Origin of the sequence: Pseudomonas sp. DSP3-2-3, assembly GCF_049898225.1 — a bacterium.
In the GTDB taxonomy this organism is placed as follows: Bacteria; Pseudomonadota; Gammaproteobacteria; order Pseudomonadales; family Pseudomonadaceae; genus Aquipseudomonas.
Map to the genome: position 1 here is coordinate 18312 of NZ_JAFCXH010000024.1, position 14492 is coordinate 32803.

The 14492-nt window shown below is 59.4% G+C and carries 17 protein-coding genes; 4 read left to right on the forward strand and 13 right to left on the reverse strand.

The features are described from left to right. Nucleotides 1-40: 40 nt before the first annotated feature. The 10 genes from ACP7E4_RS22935 to ACP7E4_RS22980 all read right to left on the reverse strand — a co-directional run bounded on the left by ACP7E4_RS22935 (nucleotide 41) and on the right by ACP7E4_RS22980 (nucleotide 8078). Nucleotides 41-466, reverse strand: coding sequence for an acyl-CoA thioesterase (locus tag ACP7E4_RS22935; protein ID WP_426117863.1), 426 nt, complete (start codon nucleotides 464-466; stop codon nucleotides 41-43). Beyond that, nucleotides 456-2003: an HAL/PAL/TAL family ammonia-lyase gene (locus ACP7E4_RS22940; protein WP_426117862.1), complete on the reverse strand. Its 1548-nt coding sequence runs from the start codon at nucleotides 2001-2003 to the stop codon at nucleotides 456-458. Before ACP7E4_RS22940 ends, ACP7E4_RS22935 begins: the two co-directional genes overlap by 11 nt. Next, nucleotides 1984-2928, reverse strand: coding sequence for a glycosyl transferase (locus ACP7E4_RS22945; RefSeq protein WP_426117861.1), 945 nt, complete (start codon nucleotides 2926-2928; stop codon nucleotides 1984-1986). The genes ACP7E4_RS22940 and ACP7E4_RS22945 overlap by 20 nt, the downstream gene beginning before the upstream one ends. After that, the gene (locus ACP7E4_RS22950) at nucleotides 2925-3659 is read right to left on the reverse strand and encodes a glycosyltransferase family 2 protein (protein WP_426117860.1); all 735 of its coding nucleotides are present in this window, start codon (nucleotides 3657-3659) and stop codon (nucleotides 2925-2927) included. Before ACP7E4_RS22950 ends, ACP7E4_RS22945 begins: the two co-directional genes overlap by 4 nt. Nucleotides 3660-3796: 137 nt before the next feature. Beyond that, nucleotides 3797-5500, reverse strand: a complete 1704-nt coding sequence (locus ACP7E4_RS22955; RefSeq protein WP_426117879.1) for an AMP-binding protein — start codon at nucleotides 5498-5500, stop codon at nucleotides 3797-3799. A 14-nt stretch (nucleotides 5501-5514) separates the two neighbouring features. Beyond that, nucleotides 5515-6075 carry a hypothetical protein gene (locus tag ACP7E4_RS22960; RefSeq protein ID WP_426117859.1) on the reverse strand — a complete coding sequence of 187 codons (561 nt, stop codon included), beginning with the start codon at nucleotides 6073-6075 and terminating at the stop codon, nucleotides 5515-5517. Next, the gene (locus tag ACP7E4_RS22965; RefSeq protein ID WP_020291852.1) at nucleotides 6072-6326 is read right to left on the reverse strand and encodes an acyl carrier protein; all 255 of its coding nucleotides are present in this window, start codon (nucleotides 6324-6326) and stop codon (nucleotides 6072-6074) included. Before ACP7E4_RS22965 ends, ACP7E4_RS22960 begins: the two co-directional genes overlap by 4 nt. Before the next feature lie 9 nt (nucleotides 6327-6335). Beyond that, nucleotides 6336-6596 (reverse strand): phosphopantetheine-binding protein, encoded by a 261-nt coding sequence (locus tag ACP7E4_RS22970; RefSeq protein ID WP_426117858.1) that lies wholly within the window; start codon nucleotides 6594-6596, stop codon nucleotides 6336-6338. Beyond that, nucleotides 6577-7383 carry a lysophospholipid acyltransferase family protein gene (locus tag ACP7E4_RS22975; RefSeq protein ID WP_426117857.1) on the reverse strand — a complete coding sequence of 269 codons (807 nt, stop codon included), beginning with the start codon at nucleotides 7381-7383 and terminating at the stop codon, nucleotides 6577-6579. The genes ACP7E4_RS22970 and ACP7E4_RS22975 overlap by 20 nt, the downstream gene beginning before the upstream one ends. Continuing rightward, on the reverse strand, nucleotides 7359-8078 hold the full coding sequence (locus tag ACP7E4_RS22980; RefSeq protein ID WP_426117856.1) for a beta-ketoacyl synthase chain length factor: 720 nt from the start codon (nucleotides 8076-8078) through the stop codon (nucleotides 7359-7361). The genes ACP7E4_RS22975 and ACP7E4_RS22980 overlap by 25 nt, the downstream gene beginning before the upstream one ends. 262 nt (nucleotides 8079-8340) lie before the next feature. On the opposite strand from ACP7E4_RS22980, the gene ACP7E4_RS22985 reads away from it, so the two are divergent. Next, nucleotides 8341-9108 carry a ParA family protein gene (locus tag ACP7E4_RS22985; RefSeq protein ID WP_331151941.1) on the forward strand — a complete coding sequence of 256 codons (768 nt, stop codon included), beginning with the start codon at nucleotides 8341-8343 and terminating at the stop codon, nucleotides 9106-9108. A 199-nt stretch (nucleotides 9109-9307) separates the two neighbouring features. Here the strand turns inward: ACP7E4_RS22985 and ACP7E4_RS22990 are convergent, their stop codons facing one another. Together ACP7E4_RS22990 and trxC are read right to left on the reverse strand one after the other, a co-directional pair. After that, nucleotides 9308-9712: a PAAR domain-containing protein gene (locus tag ACP7E4_RS22990; RefSeq protein WP_426117855.1), complete on the reverse strand. Its 405-nt coding sequence runs from the start codon at nucleotides 9710-9712 to the stop codon at nucleotides 9308-9310. A 147-nt stretch (nucleotides 9713-9859) separates the two neighbouring features. After that, the gene (gene trxC, locus ACP7E4_RS22995; protein WP_426117854.1) at nucleotides 9860-10294 is read right to left on the reverse strand and encodes a thioredoxin TrxC; all 435 of its coding nucleotides are present in this window, start codon (nucleotides 10292-10294) and stop codon (nucleotides 9860-9862) included. Nucleotides 10295-10688: 394 nt separating this feature from the next. Between trxC and ACP7E4_RS23000 the strand changes: the two genes are divergently transcribed. From ACP7E4_RS23000 to ACP7E4_RS23010, 3 genes are all read left to right on the forward strand, one after another. Then, on the forward strand, nucleotides 10689-11132 hold the full coding sequence (locus ACP7E4_RS23000; RefSeq protein WP_426117853.1) for a hypothetical protein: 444 nt from the start codon (nucleotides 10689-10691) through the stop codon (nucleotides 11130-11132). Between the two features lie 106 nt (nucleotides 11133-11238). After that, nucleotides 11239-12060 carry a hypothetical protein gene (locus tag ACP7E4_RS23005; RefSeq protein ID WP_426117852.1) on the forward strand — a complete coding sequence of 274 codons (822 nt, stop codon included), beginning with the start codon at nucleotides 11239-11241 and terminating at the stop codon, nucleotides 12058-12060. A gap of 53 nt (nucleotides 12061-12113) precedes the next feature. Further along, the gene (locus ACP7E4_RS23010; protein WP_426117851.1) at nucleotides 12114-12953 is read left to right on the forward strand and encodes a hypothetical protein; all 840 of its coding nucleotides are present in this window, start codon (nucleotides 12114-12116) and stop codon (nucleotides 12951-12953) included. Here ACP7E4_RS23010 and selO read toward each other — a convergent pair. Further along, a complete protein-coding gene (gene selO, locus ACP7E4_RS23015) occupies nucleotides 12937-14400 on the reverse strand; it encodes a protein adenylyltransferase SelO (protein ID WP_426117850.1) in 1464 nt (487 codons plus the stop codon). The two genes, ACP7E4_RS23010 and selO, sit on opposite strands and share 17 nt — an antisense overlap. Between the last annotated feature and the right edge of the window lie 92 nt (nucleotides 14401-14492).

A 14492-nucleotide genomic window follows, 5' to 3' on the forward strand; every position in this document is an offset into this window, starting at 1 on the left:
GAGCAAGCTCGCTCCCACAAGTAATATGGCTGCTGACTTTTCATGGCAAAACCCTTTCCACGGCATCGGTGAAGACTTTCGGCGAAGCCAGCTGCATCTCGCGGCTTTCGATATGCACCGCGACCTGGATCGAACTGGCGCGGGTCATGCGTTCGCCGGTTTCGGCGTCGCTGATCAGGTAATTGATCTTCAAGCGGCTTTCCCATTCCACGAGGCTGGCGCGCACGATCAGCCGCTGGCCGAAGGTCGCGCCACGCACGTAACGCAATTGCAGATCGATCACCGGCCAGCCGTAGCCCGAAGCGAGCATTTGCGTGTAGTTGTGGCCGATCTGGTCGAGCAACGCACAGCGCGCCACTTCGAGGTATTTCACGTAGTGGCCGTGCCAGACGACATTCATCATGTCGATGTCGAAAAACGGCACGACGAACTCGGTGTCGGCATGAATGACGCCTTTACTGCGCATGCAACCTCCAGTGGCGATCCGCGATACGTTGCAGGCACAGGCGCAGTTCGCCTTCCAGCGCGCGGTCTTCAATGACCGGCGCGAAGTCCACCGCCAATTGCTCGTGCATGGCGGCCAGCGCCGGTGGCAGCGGGCGCGCATCGGCCGCCTTGCTGCGCAGCCAGACGCCCTGATTGGCGGCGATCAACGTCGCGGCGGCGACTTGTTCGGTCAGTTCCAGGACCCGAATCGCGTCACGGGCAGCGATGGTGCCCATGCTCACTTTGTCCTGGTTGTGGCATTCGGTGGAGCGCGAAAACACGCTGGCCGGCATGGTGTTTTTCAGGGCTTCGGCGGTCCAGGCGCTGGTGCCGATCTGCACGGCCTTGAAGCCGTGATTGAGCATCGCCCGCTCGGCAGTGGCGCCGGACAGATTGCTCGGCAAACCGTGGTTGTAGCGTTCGTCGACCAACAGCGCGAGCTGGCGATCCAGCAGATCGGCGACGTTGGCGACCAGATTTTTCAGGCTGTCCATGGCGAAGGCGATGTGCCCGCCGTAGAAGTGCCCGCCATGCAGCACGCGCTCGGCTTCGGCGTCGATGATCGGATTGTCGTTGGCGCTGTTGAGTTCGATCTCGATGAACGAGCGCAGCCAGTTCAGGCTGTCAGCCAGCACGCCCAGCACATGGGGCGCGCACCGCAGGGAATAGCGATCCTGCAAACGGTGCAAGGGCGCGGTGGGCGCGTCGATGGCCAGATCCTTGCGCAACCAGGCGGCGACTTGCATCTGCCCCGGATGCGGTTTGGCGGCGAACAGACGCTCGTCGAAATGCTCCGGATTGCCTTGCAGCGCGACGACGTTCAGCGCGGTAATGCGCGTTGCCAGTTGCAGCAGGTAATCGGCGCGGGCGAAGGCCAGGCAAGCGAGGCCAGTCATGACTGCCGTGCCGTTCATCAAGGCGAGAGCTTCCTTGGGACGCAGCACCAAAGGCTGCCAACCCAACTCACGATGCACGTCGCTGGCCTGGCGGCGTTCGCCACGGAACATCACTTCGCGTTCGCCGGACAGCGTGGCGGCGACATAAGACAGCGGCGTCAGATCGCCACTGGCGCCCACCGAGCCTTCTTCCGGAATCAGTGGCAGCACGTCCTGGTCGAGAAACGCTTGCAGGCGTTCCAGCAACTCGACGCGCACCCCGGAAACCCCTTGGCACAACGACTGCAAACGCGCGGCAAGCACCGCGCGGGTGGCTTGCGCGTCCAGCAGTTTGCCCAGGCCGCAACCGTGAAAGGTGTACAGATGACGCGGCAAGGCCTCAACGTGATGCAGCGGCACAGCCACCACGCAGGAATCGCCGTAACCGGTGGTCACGCCATAAATCACGCCTTCCTTGTCCAGCAGCGAATCGAGAAACTGCGCGCCCTTGGCAATGCGCTGGCGAAAGGCGCTGTCACTTTGCAGGGTCGTCGGCACTTGGCGATTGGCCAGGGCCAGCACGTCTTCAATCTGCAACGGGCGTTCGCCGAAGGTAACCGGCTCAGGAACTTGATTCGTCATCGGACTTCCAGAAAGGATAGAAATTGAACCATTGTTGCGGGGCTTGCAGGCAATAGTGGCTGAGGCGGTCGGCGTAACGTTGGGCCCATTGGCCGATCACTTGCTGGCGATCACTGCGCCGCCATTCGATAGCGTCGGCGAAAGGTTCGAGAATCACCCGATAGCCGTTCGCGCCCTTGAGGCAGAAAATCAGATGGATCGGGCATTTCAGCAGCCCGGCCAGCAGCCACGGTCCTTGGGGAAACGCTGCTGTGCCGCCGAGAAAATCCACCTTGGCATTCCGTCCGCCATGCAGCGCGACGCGATCACCGGCAATCGCCAGCCATTCGCCACGATCCAGACGCTCGCTTAATTGGAGCATGATCATCGGGTTCAACTCGCTGACCTGAATCAGCCGCAAGTGCGTTGCCCCGGCTTCGCCCAGCAAACGGTTGAAACGCTCGGCGTGCTTGGTATGCACCAGCACGTTCATGGTGACTTTTTCACCGAGTTCGGCCAGGGCGCGACAGACTTCAAGATTGCCCAGGTGTGCGCCCACCAGCATTTGCCCGCGCTGGCCGCGCAATTGGGTGCGCAACCCGGCAGGGTCGACGATGTCGATTTGCTCCAGGCGCAACTTGCCGTTCCACACGTCCAGCTTGTCCAGCAACGAGTCGGCAAACGCCATGAACTGGCCGAATACGCGGCGCTGGGTCGGCAGTAATTCAGGGCGGGCGCTCCACTGGGCCAGACGTCGCTGGTATTCCCAGGCGCTTTTGCGGGCCTGACGACCAAACAGAAAAAAGTACAGCACGATGCCATACAACAGTGGGCTCAATACGCGGCGACCTAAACGTTTGGCGGCCCAGGCGGTGAGCTGCATCAGGATGAAACTGCCGCGCTCTTCGTGATCGGCCCAGTGTTTGTCCGGCTGCTGACTGCTCATGGCAACCACCGTCGCCAGAGGATCAGCGGGAAACGCGCCAGCATGCCGAAGAACAATCGGGTGTGCATTTTCGTGATCAGCACGTTGTCGTGGAACATGCGGAAGTGCGACACGCCGTCCTGCGGGTAATGCACCTTGACCGGTAGCCACTGCATCGGCAGGTTGCGCCACGCCAGGCGCACCAGAATGTCCGAGTCGAAATCCATGCGTTTGCCGATCTGCACGGTGTCGATCAGCTGCACCACGGGCCGCAGCGGGTAAATCCGGAAGCCGCACATGGAATCCTTGATCTGCAACGACAGCGTGTTCACCCAGACCCAGAAATGTGTCAGGTAGCGCGCGTACAACCGGCCTTTGGGCACGCTGGCATCGTATTGTGGATAGCCGCAGATAACCGCGTTCGGCTGTTCCCGGGAACGCTCGATGAACAGGGCGATGTCGCTCAGATCATGTTGGCCGTCGGCATCGACTTGCAGGGCGTGGCTGAAACCCATGCGCTGAGCCTCGCGAAAGCCCGCCATCACCGCGCCGCCCTTGCCCTGATTGACGGGCAGCGTGAGTAGGTGGACGTTGTCGCCTTCAGCCAGCGTGCGCAACACCGCCGCGCAATTTGGACTGCTGTCGTCATCTACCAACACACAGGGCAGACCCGCCGCCAACACCGCCGCCACCACAGCAGACACTGCGTGTTCATGGTCGAATACCGGAATGATTGCGCAGGGGTTATGCATGGGTTGAACAGCCTGTGGGAGCGAGGCTTGCCCGCGAATGCGATGTTGCAGATTCGGAAGATGCTGCGGATGTACCGGCCTCTTCGCGGGCAAGCTCGCTCTCGCAGGTTTTCTCGCTCCCACAGGCTTTGTCGCGCTTAAACATCCGGCACCTCCAGCAATATCCGCCCGCTGGAGCACGTGGCGTCGCTGTTGCGATAGGTGAAGTACAGTTTGCCGCGTTCGGCGTCGAAGCGCAGGGTCAGGCTGATGTCATCGCCGGGGCGGATCAGTTGTTGGAACTTGAGCACTTCCATGCCGGCGAACTTCGGCGGCAGATCCAGCAAACGCTGCCCCAGCGCCATCGCCCAATCCACCTGAACCACACCGGGCAACACTGGCGCGGACGGGAAGTGGCCGCTGAAATAGGCAAGGTCGGCCGGGACGTTAAGGTCCAGATGCAGCACGCCGTCGATCACCTGCTGATGGATCACCTCCGGCTGTCGCACTCGCGGCGCCAGCAGCAAGGCCTGCACATCCGCCTGAGGCAATTTGCCCTGCGCATTGAGTGGCAATTGCCGCAACAGACGCCAGCGGCGGGGCAAAGCGATGGCTTCGCAGTGCGGGCGCAGATGCTCGCGCAAGGTTTGGGTCAGGCTGCGTCGGCCCTGATTGCGCAATGCATTCAACCCCGCCGCATTGAGCACCACCAAGGCGCCCAGCGATGCGCGTTTTTCCTGAATGACCCCGAAACGTGTTTCGTTCACCCAAGGATGACTGGCCAACGCTTGTTCCAGCAATGGCAGTGAAATGCGCTTTTCTTCAAGTTTGACGATACGGTCCAGGCGACCCAGCAATTCGAAACGGCCGTCCTCGCTCATGCGTACCGCATCGGCGGTGTGTTCGATATGACCCGGTGGCATGTAGGTTGAACTGATCAGCAGCGCCCCGTCGCCATCCTGCTCCAGTCGCACACCGTCGAACGCCTGCCAGTGGCTTTCGCCCTGACGCCAGGCAATGCCGCCGGTTTCCGAACTGCCGAGAATTTCCGTCGGCCATTGCCCAAGCCGTTCATGCAGGCTGGCGGCGGCTTCGCCGGGCAATGCGCCACCCGAGGAAAATACCCGGCGCACCGCGCTCAAGGCCGACCAGTCGAGGTTGTCGCCCATGCGTTTGAGCAGCGCAGGGCTGGCAACCCAGGCAAACGCCGGGTGTTCGCGGCTGGCGCGTTGCAAGTCTTCCGGGAACGGCAATTGTTTGCGCACGAAACTGCGCCCCGCGCTCAACGGCCACAACACGCGAAACAGCAGGCCATAAATATGCTGGCTCGCCACGCTGCCAATGATGCAGGCCTGGCCGAGTTCCGCGCCCCACAGGGATTCCAGCGCCTGAATCTCGTTGGCCAGTTGCCGCAGGCGCTTTTCGATCAGCTTGGGTTCGCCGCTGGAGCCGGAGGTACACAGGCTCAGGCGGCATTCGTCCAGATCCAGCAGGGCGGGCGGCAGCGGATCGGCGTGCAGCTCGCGCAAGTGGAAGTCGCCGGGCTGGTCGGTAAGCCAGCCATCGACGTGATCGGCCCAGCGTTCGCGAGTCTGCGCTTGCAGGTCAGCGGGCAACAGCACGCTGACGCCCGCGCGCCAGGCGCCGAACAGCGCGACGGCCAACTCACCGGCATCTTCCAGATGCAGTGCCAGGCGCTCGATACCTCGGGCTTGCAGTGCGGCAGCGAAACTCAAGGCCTGGGTGCAGAATTGCGCGTGGTTCAGCGCGGGCGCCTGGGTCAGCTGGCGGCCGGCCTGGCCGTCGAGCAGCAGTTGCTCAGGCTTGATCCAGTCAGGTGCGATAGGGTTCATGGGGTTCATGGGGTTCATGGGGTTCAAGTGTTCCATTTGAATTCGCCGCTGCGGACACGCCGACGGACTATCCATTCGCCTGCAAACAGCAGGCCCATCAACCCGTAGGAAATAAGTCCGGTGTACAGCGTCCACCACGACAGCGGCGCCCACAGTGTCAGCGCCGCAGCCATCAAGCCATTGCCGAGGAAAAACCAGCACCAGACTTCGGTGACCTGCCGCGTGTAGCGCACCGCCACGTCAGGCAGAGCCGCTTCGCGCATGCGTGCCAGACGCTCGACGATCGGCGGGCCATAAATCAGGCTCAAGCCAAACAGGCCAAGCATTGAGGCGCTGATCAGCACCGGATACCAGCGCAGCAACAGCGGACTGTTGAATGCGCCCAGAAGCAGGCAAAAACCAATGGCGACCAGCGGCGTGATCAGGCTGCCGGGGCGTTTTTCGGCCGTCAGCGCACGACCCAGCCACAGACTGCCCAGCAGCAAGGCGAACTGCCATGGGGCGAAGTGTTCGGTGCCGTAATACACGGCAAATGGATACACCGCGCCCACCAGCAGCAGCCCTACGCCGATCAGCCGCTTCATGCGGCGGCGTTGACCAGACGGTAAACCGCCTCGACCACATCGTTGACGGTGCGTACGGCCTTGAACTCTTCGGCGGCGATCTTCTTGCCGGTCTTGCGCTTGATGTGATCGATCAGGTCCACGGCATCGATACTGTCGATTTCCAGATCCTGATAGAGATTGGCTTGCAGACTGACTCGCTCAGGCTCAAGTTCGAACAGCTCAACCAGCGCCTCGCGCAGGATTTCGAAGATGTCTTCACGGGTTTGCATGTTCAGTCCTCAGGCCACTTGCCGGGCGATGACAAACGCCGCAAGGCTGTTCACGCTGGTGAAATGATCGCGGGTGTCCTTGGCGTCGGCATCGATCTTGATGCCGTAGCGTTTCTGGATGGCCAGCCCCAGCTCCAGGGCGTCAACGGAATCCAGTCCAAGGCCTTCGCCGAACAGGATCTGATCGTTGCCGATGTCGTGGGTGCTGATGTCTTCCAGGCCCAGGGCGTCGATGATCAACTGTTTGATGTCACGGTGCAGATCGCTCATCTGAGGCGAGCTCCTTGATGAAATAGTGATGCAGGTAATCGTTGAGCTTGCGCGAGGCGACGGGCGCCGGGCCAAGGGCAGCAAAGGCTTGTGGATCTATATCGGGTCCGACGCAGAGGCTGAAATGCACACGACGCTGGGGGATGCGGTACCAGGGCTCGGCCTTTGTCAATGTGGTCGGGCTGACCTTGATCACCACCGGCGTCATCAGGCTGGCACCGCGCAGGGCAATAGAGGCCGCGCCACGGTGGAATTCCGGCGCCTGACCCGGCCGGGTGCGGGTGCCTTCCGGGAAAATGATCAGCGTCTGTCCGGCGCGCAAGGCGTCGGCGGCGTTGTCCAGCATGTCGACATTGCCGTCGTTGCTGAGGTACTCGGTGGCACACACCGGACCACAGGTGAACGGGTTTTTCCAGAGGCTGCGTTTGACCACGCAATTGGCGTCGCGCACCAGCCCGATCAGGAACACCACATCGATCAGCGAAGGATGGTTGGCGATGATCATCTGGCCCGGACGGCCCAGCCGTTCTGCGCCTTGAACGTCATACGTCAACACGCCAAGCCGGGCCATGATGCGAATGAACAGCCAGAACAGCCAGCCAATGGTGCGCCGGGCCCGCTGTCGGTGGGCGAGGGCATCGCCCGGCAACCAGCCCAGAACCGGGAAAACCACCAGGCGCAGGCACAATCCCCCGACCCCGAACAGGGCAAAGGACATCGCGGTAGCCAGCAGACGCCAATAGTAGGCGTCGCGGCCTCTATTCAGCGGTTGCGTTGCCAATTCCATAACCGGTTCTTCCAGGGATGTTGGCAGGCTGTCTGAGCGGTATTAAGCGCGCACAACAGATTCAGAGCATGGGGCCATGGGCTACGCGGAAGCTCTTGGGTATTGGCATTCAACGACAGCTGCCAGTCGTCGCCGGGAGTCAGCAACAGGCCCACGGCATAGGGAAACGGCACGTCGTCGATCCAGTCGGCGTAGGCCTCGGGTGGCTGTTCCTCGGTAATCACCAGCAATACCGCGGGCGCGCCTTCAGCCAGCAAGGCGGCGGCTTCGAATGCCCCGTGCTCCAGGCCATCGCCGGTGGCGGCCAGGGCGGTCATTTCGCTGGTTTCACCGCGCATGATCGACCACAGGCCAATCACCGAGTTGTGTACGGACAAGCTGAATTGCGTCGGCGACAGCGGCTGCTCGCTGGCGACATCGCAGAGAATTTCAAAGGTGCGAGGCGTTTCACCATGGCGTGAAACGAACACCAGCGGCAAATGCTCATGCCCTTCGGCCAATGGCCAGCCCACCGCAAAGGCCATGCGGGCCATACGCCCCAGCCGCCGACGCTGCATGGCCGGCAGGAATGACACGTCCGGAGCCTCATCGCTGCTTTTCAATAGCGTCGGTTGTTGGCTCCACTGCTGCCACTTTTCGACGTCCGCCAGGCCGGGGGCCCAGGCGCGCCATTGTGCGATGTTGAACGTGATCAATAATTCTCTTCCCGCCCCTGCGGGCTACTTCTCGCTGCGTTACTGCCAGGGATTGCCGACCAGCGTGCGACATCGGCCGAATGGTTGGCATTATCCCGGTGGGGGTGATGAGTAGCAATTTGTTAAGTAAGAAATATCCATTTGAAGTGTAGGTTTCGTCGACTTTCTGTGTCTGATTTGGTGAAGCGCTCGCCCTTGTCACACGCATTGCATAGACTCGTTCCATTCATCGGTTTTCTTCAACCTACCAGGAGGTCCGTCCATGCGTCGGGTGGTATTCAATCAGAAAGGCGGCGTTGGCAAGTCCAGCATTGCCTGTAACCTGGCTGCGGTCAGCGCCCAACAAGGCTATCGGACACTTTTGGTCGATCTTGATGCTCAGGCGAATTCAACCCAATACCTGACCGGCCTGACCGGCAACGATATCCCCATGGGAATCGCGGATTTTTTCAAGAACACCCTGTCTTCCGGGCCTTTCGCCAAGAAGAACCATGTCGATATCTACGAGACGCCGTTCGACAACCTGCATGTGGTGACGGCCACCGCAGAGCTGGCCGACCTGCAGCCCAAGCTTGAGGCGAAGCACAAGATCAACAAGCTCAGAAAGCTGCTGGACGAACTGGATGGCGACTACGAGCGGATTTATCTGGACACGCCGCCTGCGCTCAACTTCTACGCGGTTTCAGCGCTGATCGCGGCGGATCGCGTCCTGATTCCGTTCGATTGCGATAGTTTTTCCCGGCAGGCGCTGTATGGCCTTATCAAGGAAATCGACGAGTTGAAAGAGGACCACAACGAAGAACTGCAAGTGGAGGGGATCATCGTCAATCAGTTCCAGCCGCGGGCAAGCCTGCCGCAGCAGATTCTCGATGAACTGATTGCTGAAGGCTTGCCGGTGTTGCCGGTGTATTTGAACGCTTCGGTAAAAATGCGCGAGTCGCATCAGGCGAGCACCCCGCTGATCTACCTCGATGCACGGCATAAACTGACCCAGCAGTTCGTGGAGTTGCATACGCTGCTTGAAGCGTGAGTTCGGTAGGAGATCCCTCGTCGTCCAGACGCCGCGCTGTCGCGCAGCAAACAGTCCAGTGGGACCGGATTCATCCGGGAATAGGTCGGTACATCCACTGCATTTTTCCTCGTCTGGAATGCCGCTTTCCCGGATAAATCCGGTCCCACGGATCCTCGTCAGGCTAGATGGAGATGTGTTGTTTGATGTTTGCGTGCGCCTAAATGACGTCCGGAAGCGGCGCGAACAATTTGCAGCGCATGGTCCCGGCCTTGATCGAGCGGTTGATCCGCTCGGCGTTCGCTTTTGCCTGCTCGGCAAGGTCGGCGGGAATGGCGATGGCAGCGTCCATGTCAGCCTTGATGATTTCCTGCGTCGCGACGAGCGTGTTGGAGCCAGGCTTGCAGCCGCACTGCACCAAATGCCCGTGGGTAGCGACGGCGACGAATTCGTCAATGTAAGTGGGGTTGCCTTCGGCGATGTACCCGACGCGCTCACAGGCTGAGCACCAGACCGGATCGCCCATGCGGGCAAAGCGCCGCAGTTCCATCAACTCCGTGGCGGATGCGCTCAGGACAAAACCGCCGCTGGTGGTTGGATCGCCTTCCCTGACTACATATGACATGGCTTGTACTTCTCTCGACGCTGGCTGGAATGCGAATGCTAGGTCGAAAAGGCCGTGTCAGGGGCATCCAGATCGCGTTTAGGACAAGTCCTACGGCAAATTCGGCAACCCATCACAAGCTGGTTTGGCGCAGTCCTTCACGTTTGCTCAAATTCCCTGGCTTTTCAGCCAGGCGAGCAGTTGTTGCAAAGGGAAGGCGCCGCTTTGCCGAGCGACTTCCTTGCCGTTCCTGAACAGGATCAGGCTGGGAATCGAACGAATGCCCAGTTGTGCGGAAAGTTGCTGATTGGCTTCGCTGTCCAGCTTGGCCAGACGGCAGCGCCCGGACAGCTCGGCGGCCGCCTGCTCGAAGACCGGCGCAAACGACTTGCACGGCCCGCACCATTCAGCCCAGACATCCACCAGCAGCGGCAGATCGCCCTTGATCTGGCTGGCATAGTCGCCTTCAGTCAGGTTGAACGGCTTGCTTAGCAGCACCGGCTGCTTGCAGCGCCCGCATTTGGGCTGATCGCCCAGGCGCTCGGCGGGGATGCGGTTCAGCCCGTTGCAGTGCGGGCAGGGGATCATCATTGATTCGGACATGACGGCTCCAGTCATTGAGTTGCAATGCGCCGATTGTACCGCTCGGTTGATGGTGCCGAGATATGTGAAATGCAGTTCGTTGGAGCGAGGCTTGCCCGCGAACCGCTCATCAATTGCCCTCCCAGCTAAGGCCGGTCCTACAGCAAACCTTGCCAAGGGCCACGTTCGGCCTTAACGCCTACTCCATTAGAAATTGGCGGTCGAGAGTTACTTAATTATATTCCTGTAGGACCTCTCTTACTGCGGTTAGGTACTTATCTGAAAATCCACCATTGTTTGTCAGCTTTCACCCTGCAAATACAGGGCTTTGCGTAAAACCTATCCTTCCGAGTAGTTGTCAGCCCTTTTTAAAATGGGTACCGTTTTTTCATTGTTATTTGAAAGGTACTCAGAGATGAAAAATAAAAATGCGTTGAAAATTTGTGGTGTTGTCGTTGCTTTGACTATGGCGGGTTATGCTCAGGCAGGGCCCGAGGTGACAATTACGTTCAAGAATAACGGTACTGCTGCAGCGAGCTATGATGTAGTTGGCAGCAGTGCGTACAGTTATGCGGAAGCTCGACCGAAGCCCAAAGCTGAAATCAAGCCCGGTGAGTCAGACGTCTATGGTGTAAAAGGGGCGCAGTCTCCTGATGTGACAACCGTCGTTTTTCAATACAAGATGGGTTCTAAGACCTGTAAGTTCAAAACCAGCTATATCAAGTTGCCGAGTCGCAGCGGGGTTGTGCCGAAGTGGAACAAAAGCGAACAATCCTTGGGTGGTGCGCGCTGCGAAGCAAAGATCACCGGCACTAATTTCGCCACTCACGATTGGGCGGTGGAATTCTCAATGAAATAAGCCTTGCGTCATGCAGTCTGAATAGCCGCAGCCGCCATGGAAAGATACCTGTTCATGCCAGCGGGCTATTCGGACTTCTTATTCTGTCCGTTATAAAGGTCTGATTATGATCAACAGTATTCCCGGCAGCATGCGCGTTACACATGCCTCGACTTCACAGGTCGCTCATTCTCCCGCTGTAGCCTCCAGTCAGCCTGGGGTGGCATCGCCTGTCGGTTCTGAAGGTGCTCCGGTATTGTCCGGCCTTTCTCTCCAGTTGGCGGCGAGTGCCAAGCGCGCCGAAGTGCGGGATCAGACGCTCGACCGACAGCAGCTTAGAGTCGAGGCGCAAAGGCTGAGGCACCAAATCCTGGGCGACGCCTATCAAGCACAAAAAGAAATACACAATTCCGAGATTCCCAAGACGACCGATCCGGACTTGCTGGAAAGGGCGAAGCAGGCAACCCTCCATGTGGTCCACTCTGATCGACATGATCGAAGCGTCAAAAATCCATTTGCAGGGTTGTCGAGAGAACATTTGAATTTTATTGTTTATGATGAATCAGGCGCCTACACCATCAACGAACGACGCGCTGCCTGGTATCAAGTAAGTGATATCGAGACTGATTGGAATAGGGGGCTTTGGGGGCCGGCAGAAGCAGAGAAGGCCGCCACGGGCGGCCGTAAACCAGGGTTCTACACCGAAGTGCTAAACCATTATAAAACCCTTCCTCTTGTCGAACAGGCCGACTACCCAGAAGACTATGAAACACGTCTTCTGGCCAATATAAAAGAAGACAGCGACCCCAGCACCAAAAAACCCAAAGACTTCGAACTCCTGACCCTGTTTGAAGTTCTGGCCAAACTTAAAGCGTTCGGCAATCAAGAGGCAGCTGGCGGCGTCGGTGCAAACGCTGGTGCAGCTCCGGTCAAGGATACTGATAACTAGCTATTCAATTTGCAAAGAGGTGTGCATATGGTCATTCAATTCAAGGTCCCGCTATGTCCGTTGTTTCTAAAACTCCATCAACAGTAGAAAGCCCATCCCCGGTTACCAAGTCAACTAATCCGGTAAAGGTCCTCGGTGAAAACTCGGACAAGGCCAGCATGTCTGCTCTTTCCCGCCAACTGGGTGAAAGTGCGGCTCGCGCGGAAAATCGTGATAGAACGCTCAGCCGCAGTGAGTTGGGTACAGAGGCGGGCAGGATATTGGTATCGCTGGTGGATAATTACGAGGGGCTGAAAAACATTCACAATCGCGAAGTGCCCAAAACTGACGACCCTGATCTGCTCAATCGGGCTGAACAGGCCACAGCGTTTCTGACCAAGAGATTCGCGGGTGACGAGGGCGGCAAAAGTCCTTTCTCCGGGTTGTCGAGGGAACAGCTGGTGCTGATCGCCTATGACGACAAAGGGCCGTATACCGTCAATGAGAGGCGCGTCGCGTGGGGGGATGAGAAGATCGAATCCGATTGGAGGTTCAAGACCGTAGCGCAAGGAAGCTTGGAGGCCAGCGTTACCGGGAAGTATCCCAAATTTCTGACTGAGGCTCTGGAGCATTACCGAGCCCTGCCCGCAATCGAGCAGGCCCAATACGACGAGGGTTATGAAACCCGCTTGTTGGACAACATCAAAAACGACGGCGGCATCCCCAAACAGGATGACCACCTGCCTAACCTGTTCGAAATCCTTGCCGGTCTTAAGCGACCGGAGAGGAAATCTGAGACGCAGCCGACCAAGGACACTGCTGAAAAAATCGACACGCCCGTCAAGGCCAAAGCCAACACGCAAGCAACTCCGGCCGCTGTCGCCCCTGAAACAACCCTCAAGACGAGCAGCTAATCTCCAGATGTTTCCCCCACTCCGGCGGGCGTTCGGCGTAGTTAGCCATGCCGGGTTGTTCGGTGAAGGGATTGCACAGCACGGTGTGCAGGCGGCGGACTTCTTCGTAGTTGCCATCTTCGGCGGCATCGATGGCTTTTTGCGCCAGGTAGTTGCGCAGGATGTACAGCGGGTTGACCGCGTGCATGCGGGTCTGGCGTTGTTGCTCGGTGCCGTTGTTCTCCCGGGCGCTGCGGGCGGTGTAATCCTGGCCCCAGGCGTCGAAACCTTTGATGTCGATGAAATCGTCGCGCAGTGAAGCCAGGGCTTGGGCGGCAGGATCGTTGCCCAGGCGACGGAAGAACAAGGTGTAATCCACGCCGCTGTTCTGCATCAGCTTGAGCAGGTTGCCGATCAGTTGTTCGTCACCATCTTCGGCGCTGGTCAGGCCCAGGCGGCGGCGCATCAGGTCCAGGTAGTGCGCCTGATACAGCGGCAGAAACAAGCCGAGCGTCTCGCGCAAGGCTTCGACGCTGATGAACGGCGTCAAGGCCTGGGCCAGCGCGCTGAGGTTCCACTGCCCGATGGGCACTTGATTGCTGAAGGAGTAGCGGCCTTCGTGATCGGAGTGGTTGCAGATGAAGTTCTGGTCGAAGTCATCAAGAAACGCGAACGGCCCGAAATCGAAGGTGATGCCCAGGATCGACATGTTGTCGGTGTTCATCACGCCGTGGCAGAAACCATAGGCTTGCCATTTGGCGATCAACTCGGCGTTGCGCTCGACGATTTCCCGGAACATCGCCAGATAGGGTTCGGCCTGTTCAAGACACTGCGGAAAATGCATGGCCAGCACGTGCTCGCCCAGCTCCTTGAGCTGTTCCGGCTGCTTGGTGTAGTAAAAGTATTCGAAGCTGCCAAAGCGGATATGACTCGGCGCGAGACGCAGAACCATCGCTGCACGCTCCTGTTTTTCCCGCCAGACCGGCGTGCTGGAGCCGATCACGCAGGCGGCGCGGCTGCTGGGGATGCCCAGCGCGTGCAGCGCTTCGGACGCGAGAAACTCGCGGATCGAGGAGCGCAGCACCGCGCGGCCATCGCCCATGCGCGAATACGGCGTCTGGCCAGCGCCCTTGAGGTGCAAGTCCCAATGCTCGCCGGCGTCGTTGTACACCTCGCCCAGCAGCAGGCCGCGACCGTCGCCCAGGCGCGGGTTGTAGGAACCGAACTGATGGCCCGAATAAACCATCGCCCTGGGATCGGCGTCGGCCCAGACCTTGTGGCCGCTGAAGATTTCGGCGAAGACCGGCTGTTCGGCCTGGGCTGGATCGAGATCGAGCAACGCCAATGCCGCATCGCTGGCAACCACCAGGCGCGGATCGGCGATGGGCTCGGGGAGTACCGAAGTGGAGAACGCATCGCCCAGACGGGCAAAGCGGTTATCGAAGGTCAGTTCGTCGAGGGCTTTCAAGGGCCATCTCCAGCAGAATGTCCGACCATTCTGCTGGGTTACCCGCTATGCGTCCAGTTGCAGGGTTACCTGTGGGACTACCTGTGCAGACT

Bases quoted from the DNA above. Each gene is read 5' to 3' on its own strand.
- ACP7E4_RS22935 (WP_426117863.1), bottom strand. From the start codon at position 466: ATGCGCAGTAAAGGCGTCATTCATGCCGACACCGAGTTCGTCGTGCCG.
- ACP7E4_RS22940 (WP_426117862.1), bottom strand. From the start codon at position 2,003: ATGACGAATCAAGTTCCTGAGCCGGTTACCTTCGGCGAACGCCCGTTG.
- ACP7E4_RS22945 (WP_426117861.1), bottom strand. From the start codon at position 2,928: ATGAGCAGTCAGCAGCCGGACAAACACTGGGCCGATCACGAAGAGCGC.
- ACP7E4_RS22950 (WP_426117860.1), bottom strand. From the start codon at position 3,659: ATGCATAACCCCTGCGCAATCATTCCGGTATTCGACCATGAACACGCA.
- ACP7E4_RS22955 (WP_426117879.1), bottom strand. From the start codon at position 5,500: ATGAACCCCATGAACCCTATCGCACCTGACTGGATCAAGCCTGAGCAA.
- ACP7E4_RS22960 (WP_426117859.1), bottom strand. From the start codon at position 6,075: ATGAAGCGGCTGATCGGCGTAGGGCTGCTGCTGGTGGGCGCGGTGTAT.
- ACP7E4_RS22965 (WP_020291852.1), bottom strand. From the start codon at position 6,326: ATGCAAACCCGTGAAGACATCTTCGAAATCCTGCGCGAGGCGCTGGTT.
- ACP7E4_RS22970 (WP_426117858.1), bottom strand. From the start codon at position 6,596: ATGAGCGATCTGCACCGTGACATCAAACAGTTGATCATCGACGCCCTG.
- ACP7E4_RS22975 (WP_426117857.1), bottom strand. From the start codon at position 7,383: ATGGAATTGGCAACGCAACCGCTGAATAGAGGCCGCGACGCCTACTAT.
- ACP7E4_RS22985 (WP_331151941.1), top strand. From the start codon at position 8,341: ATGCGTCGGGTGGTATTCAATCAGAAAGGCGGCGTTGGCAAGTCCAGC.
- ACP7E4_RS22990 (WP_426117855.1), bottom strand. From the start codon at position 9,712: ATGTCATATGTAGTCAGGGAAGGCGATCCAACCACCAGCGGCGGTTTT.
- trxC (WP_426117854.1), bottom strand. From the start codon at position 10,294: ATGTCCGAATCAATGATGATCCCCTGCCCGCACTGCAACGGGCTGAAC.
- ACP7E4_RS23000 (WP_426117853.1), top strand. From the start codon at position 10,689: ATGAAAAATAAAAATGCGTTGAAAATTTGTGGTGTTGTCGTTGCTTTG.
- ACP7E4_RS23005 (WP_426117852.1), top strand. From the start codon at position 11,239: ATGATCAACAGTATTCCCGGCAGCATGCGCGTTACACATGCCTCGACT.
- ACP7E4_RS23010 (WP_426117851.1), top strand. From the start codon at position 12,114: ATGTCCGTTGTTTCTAAAACTCCATCAACAGTAGAAAGCCCATCCCCG.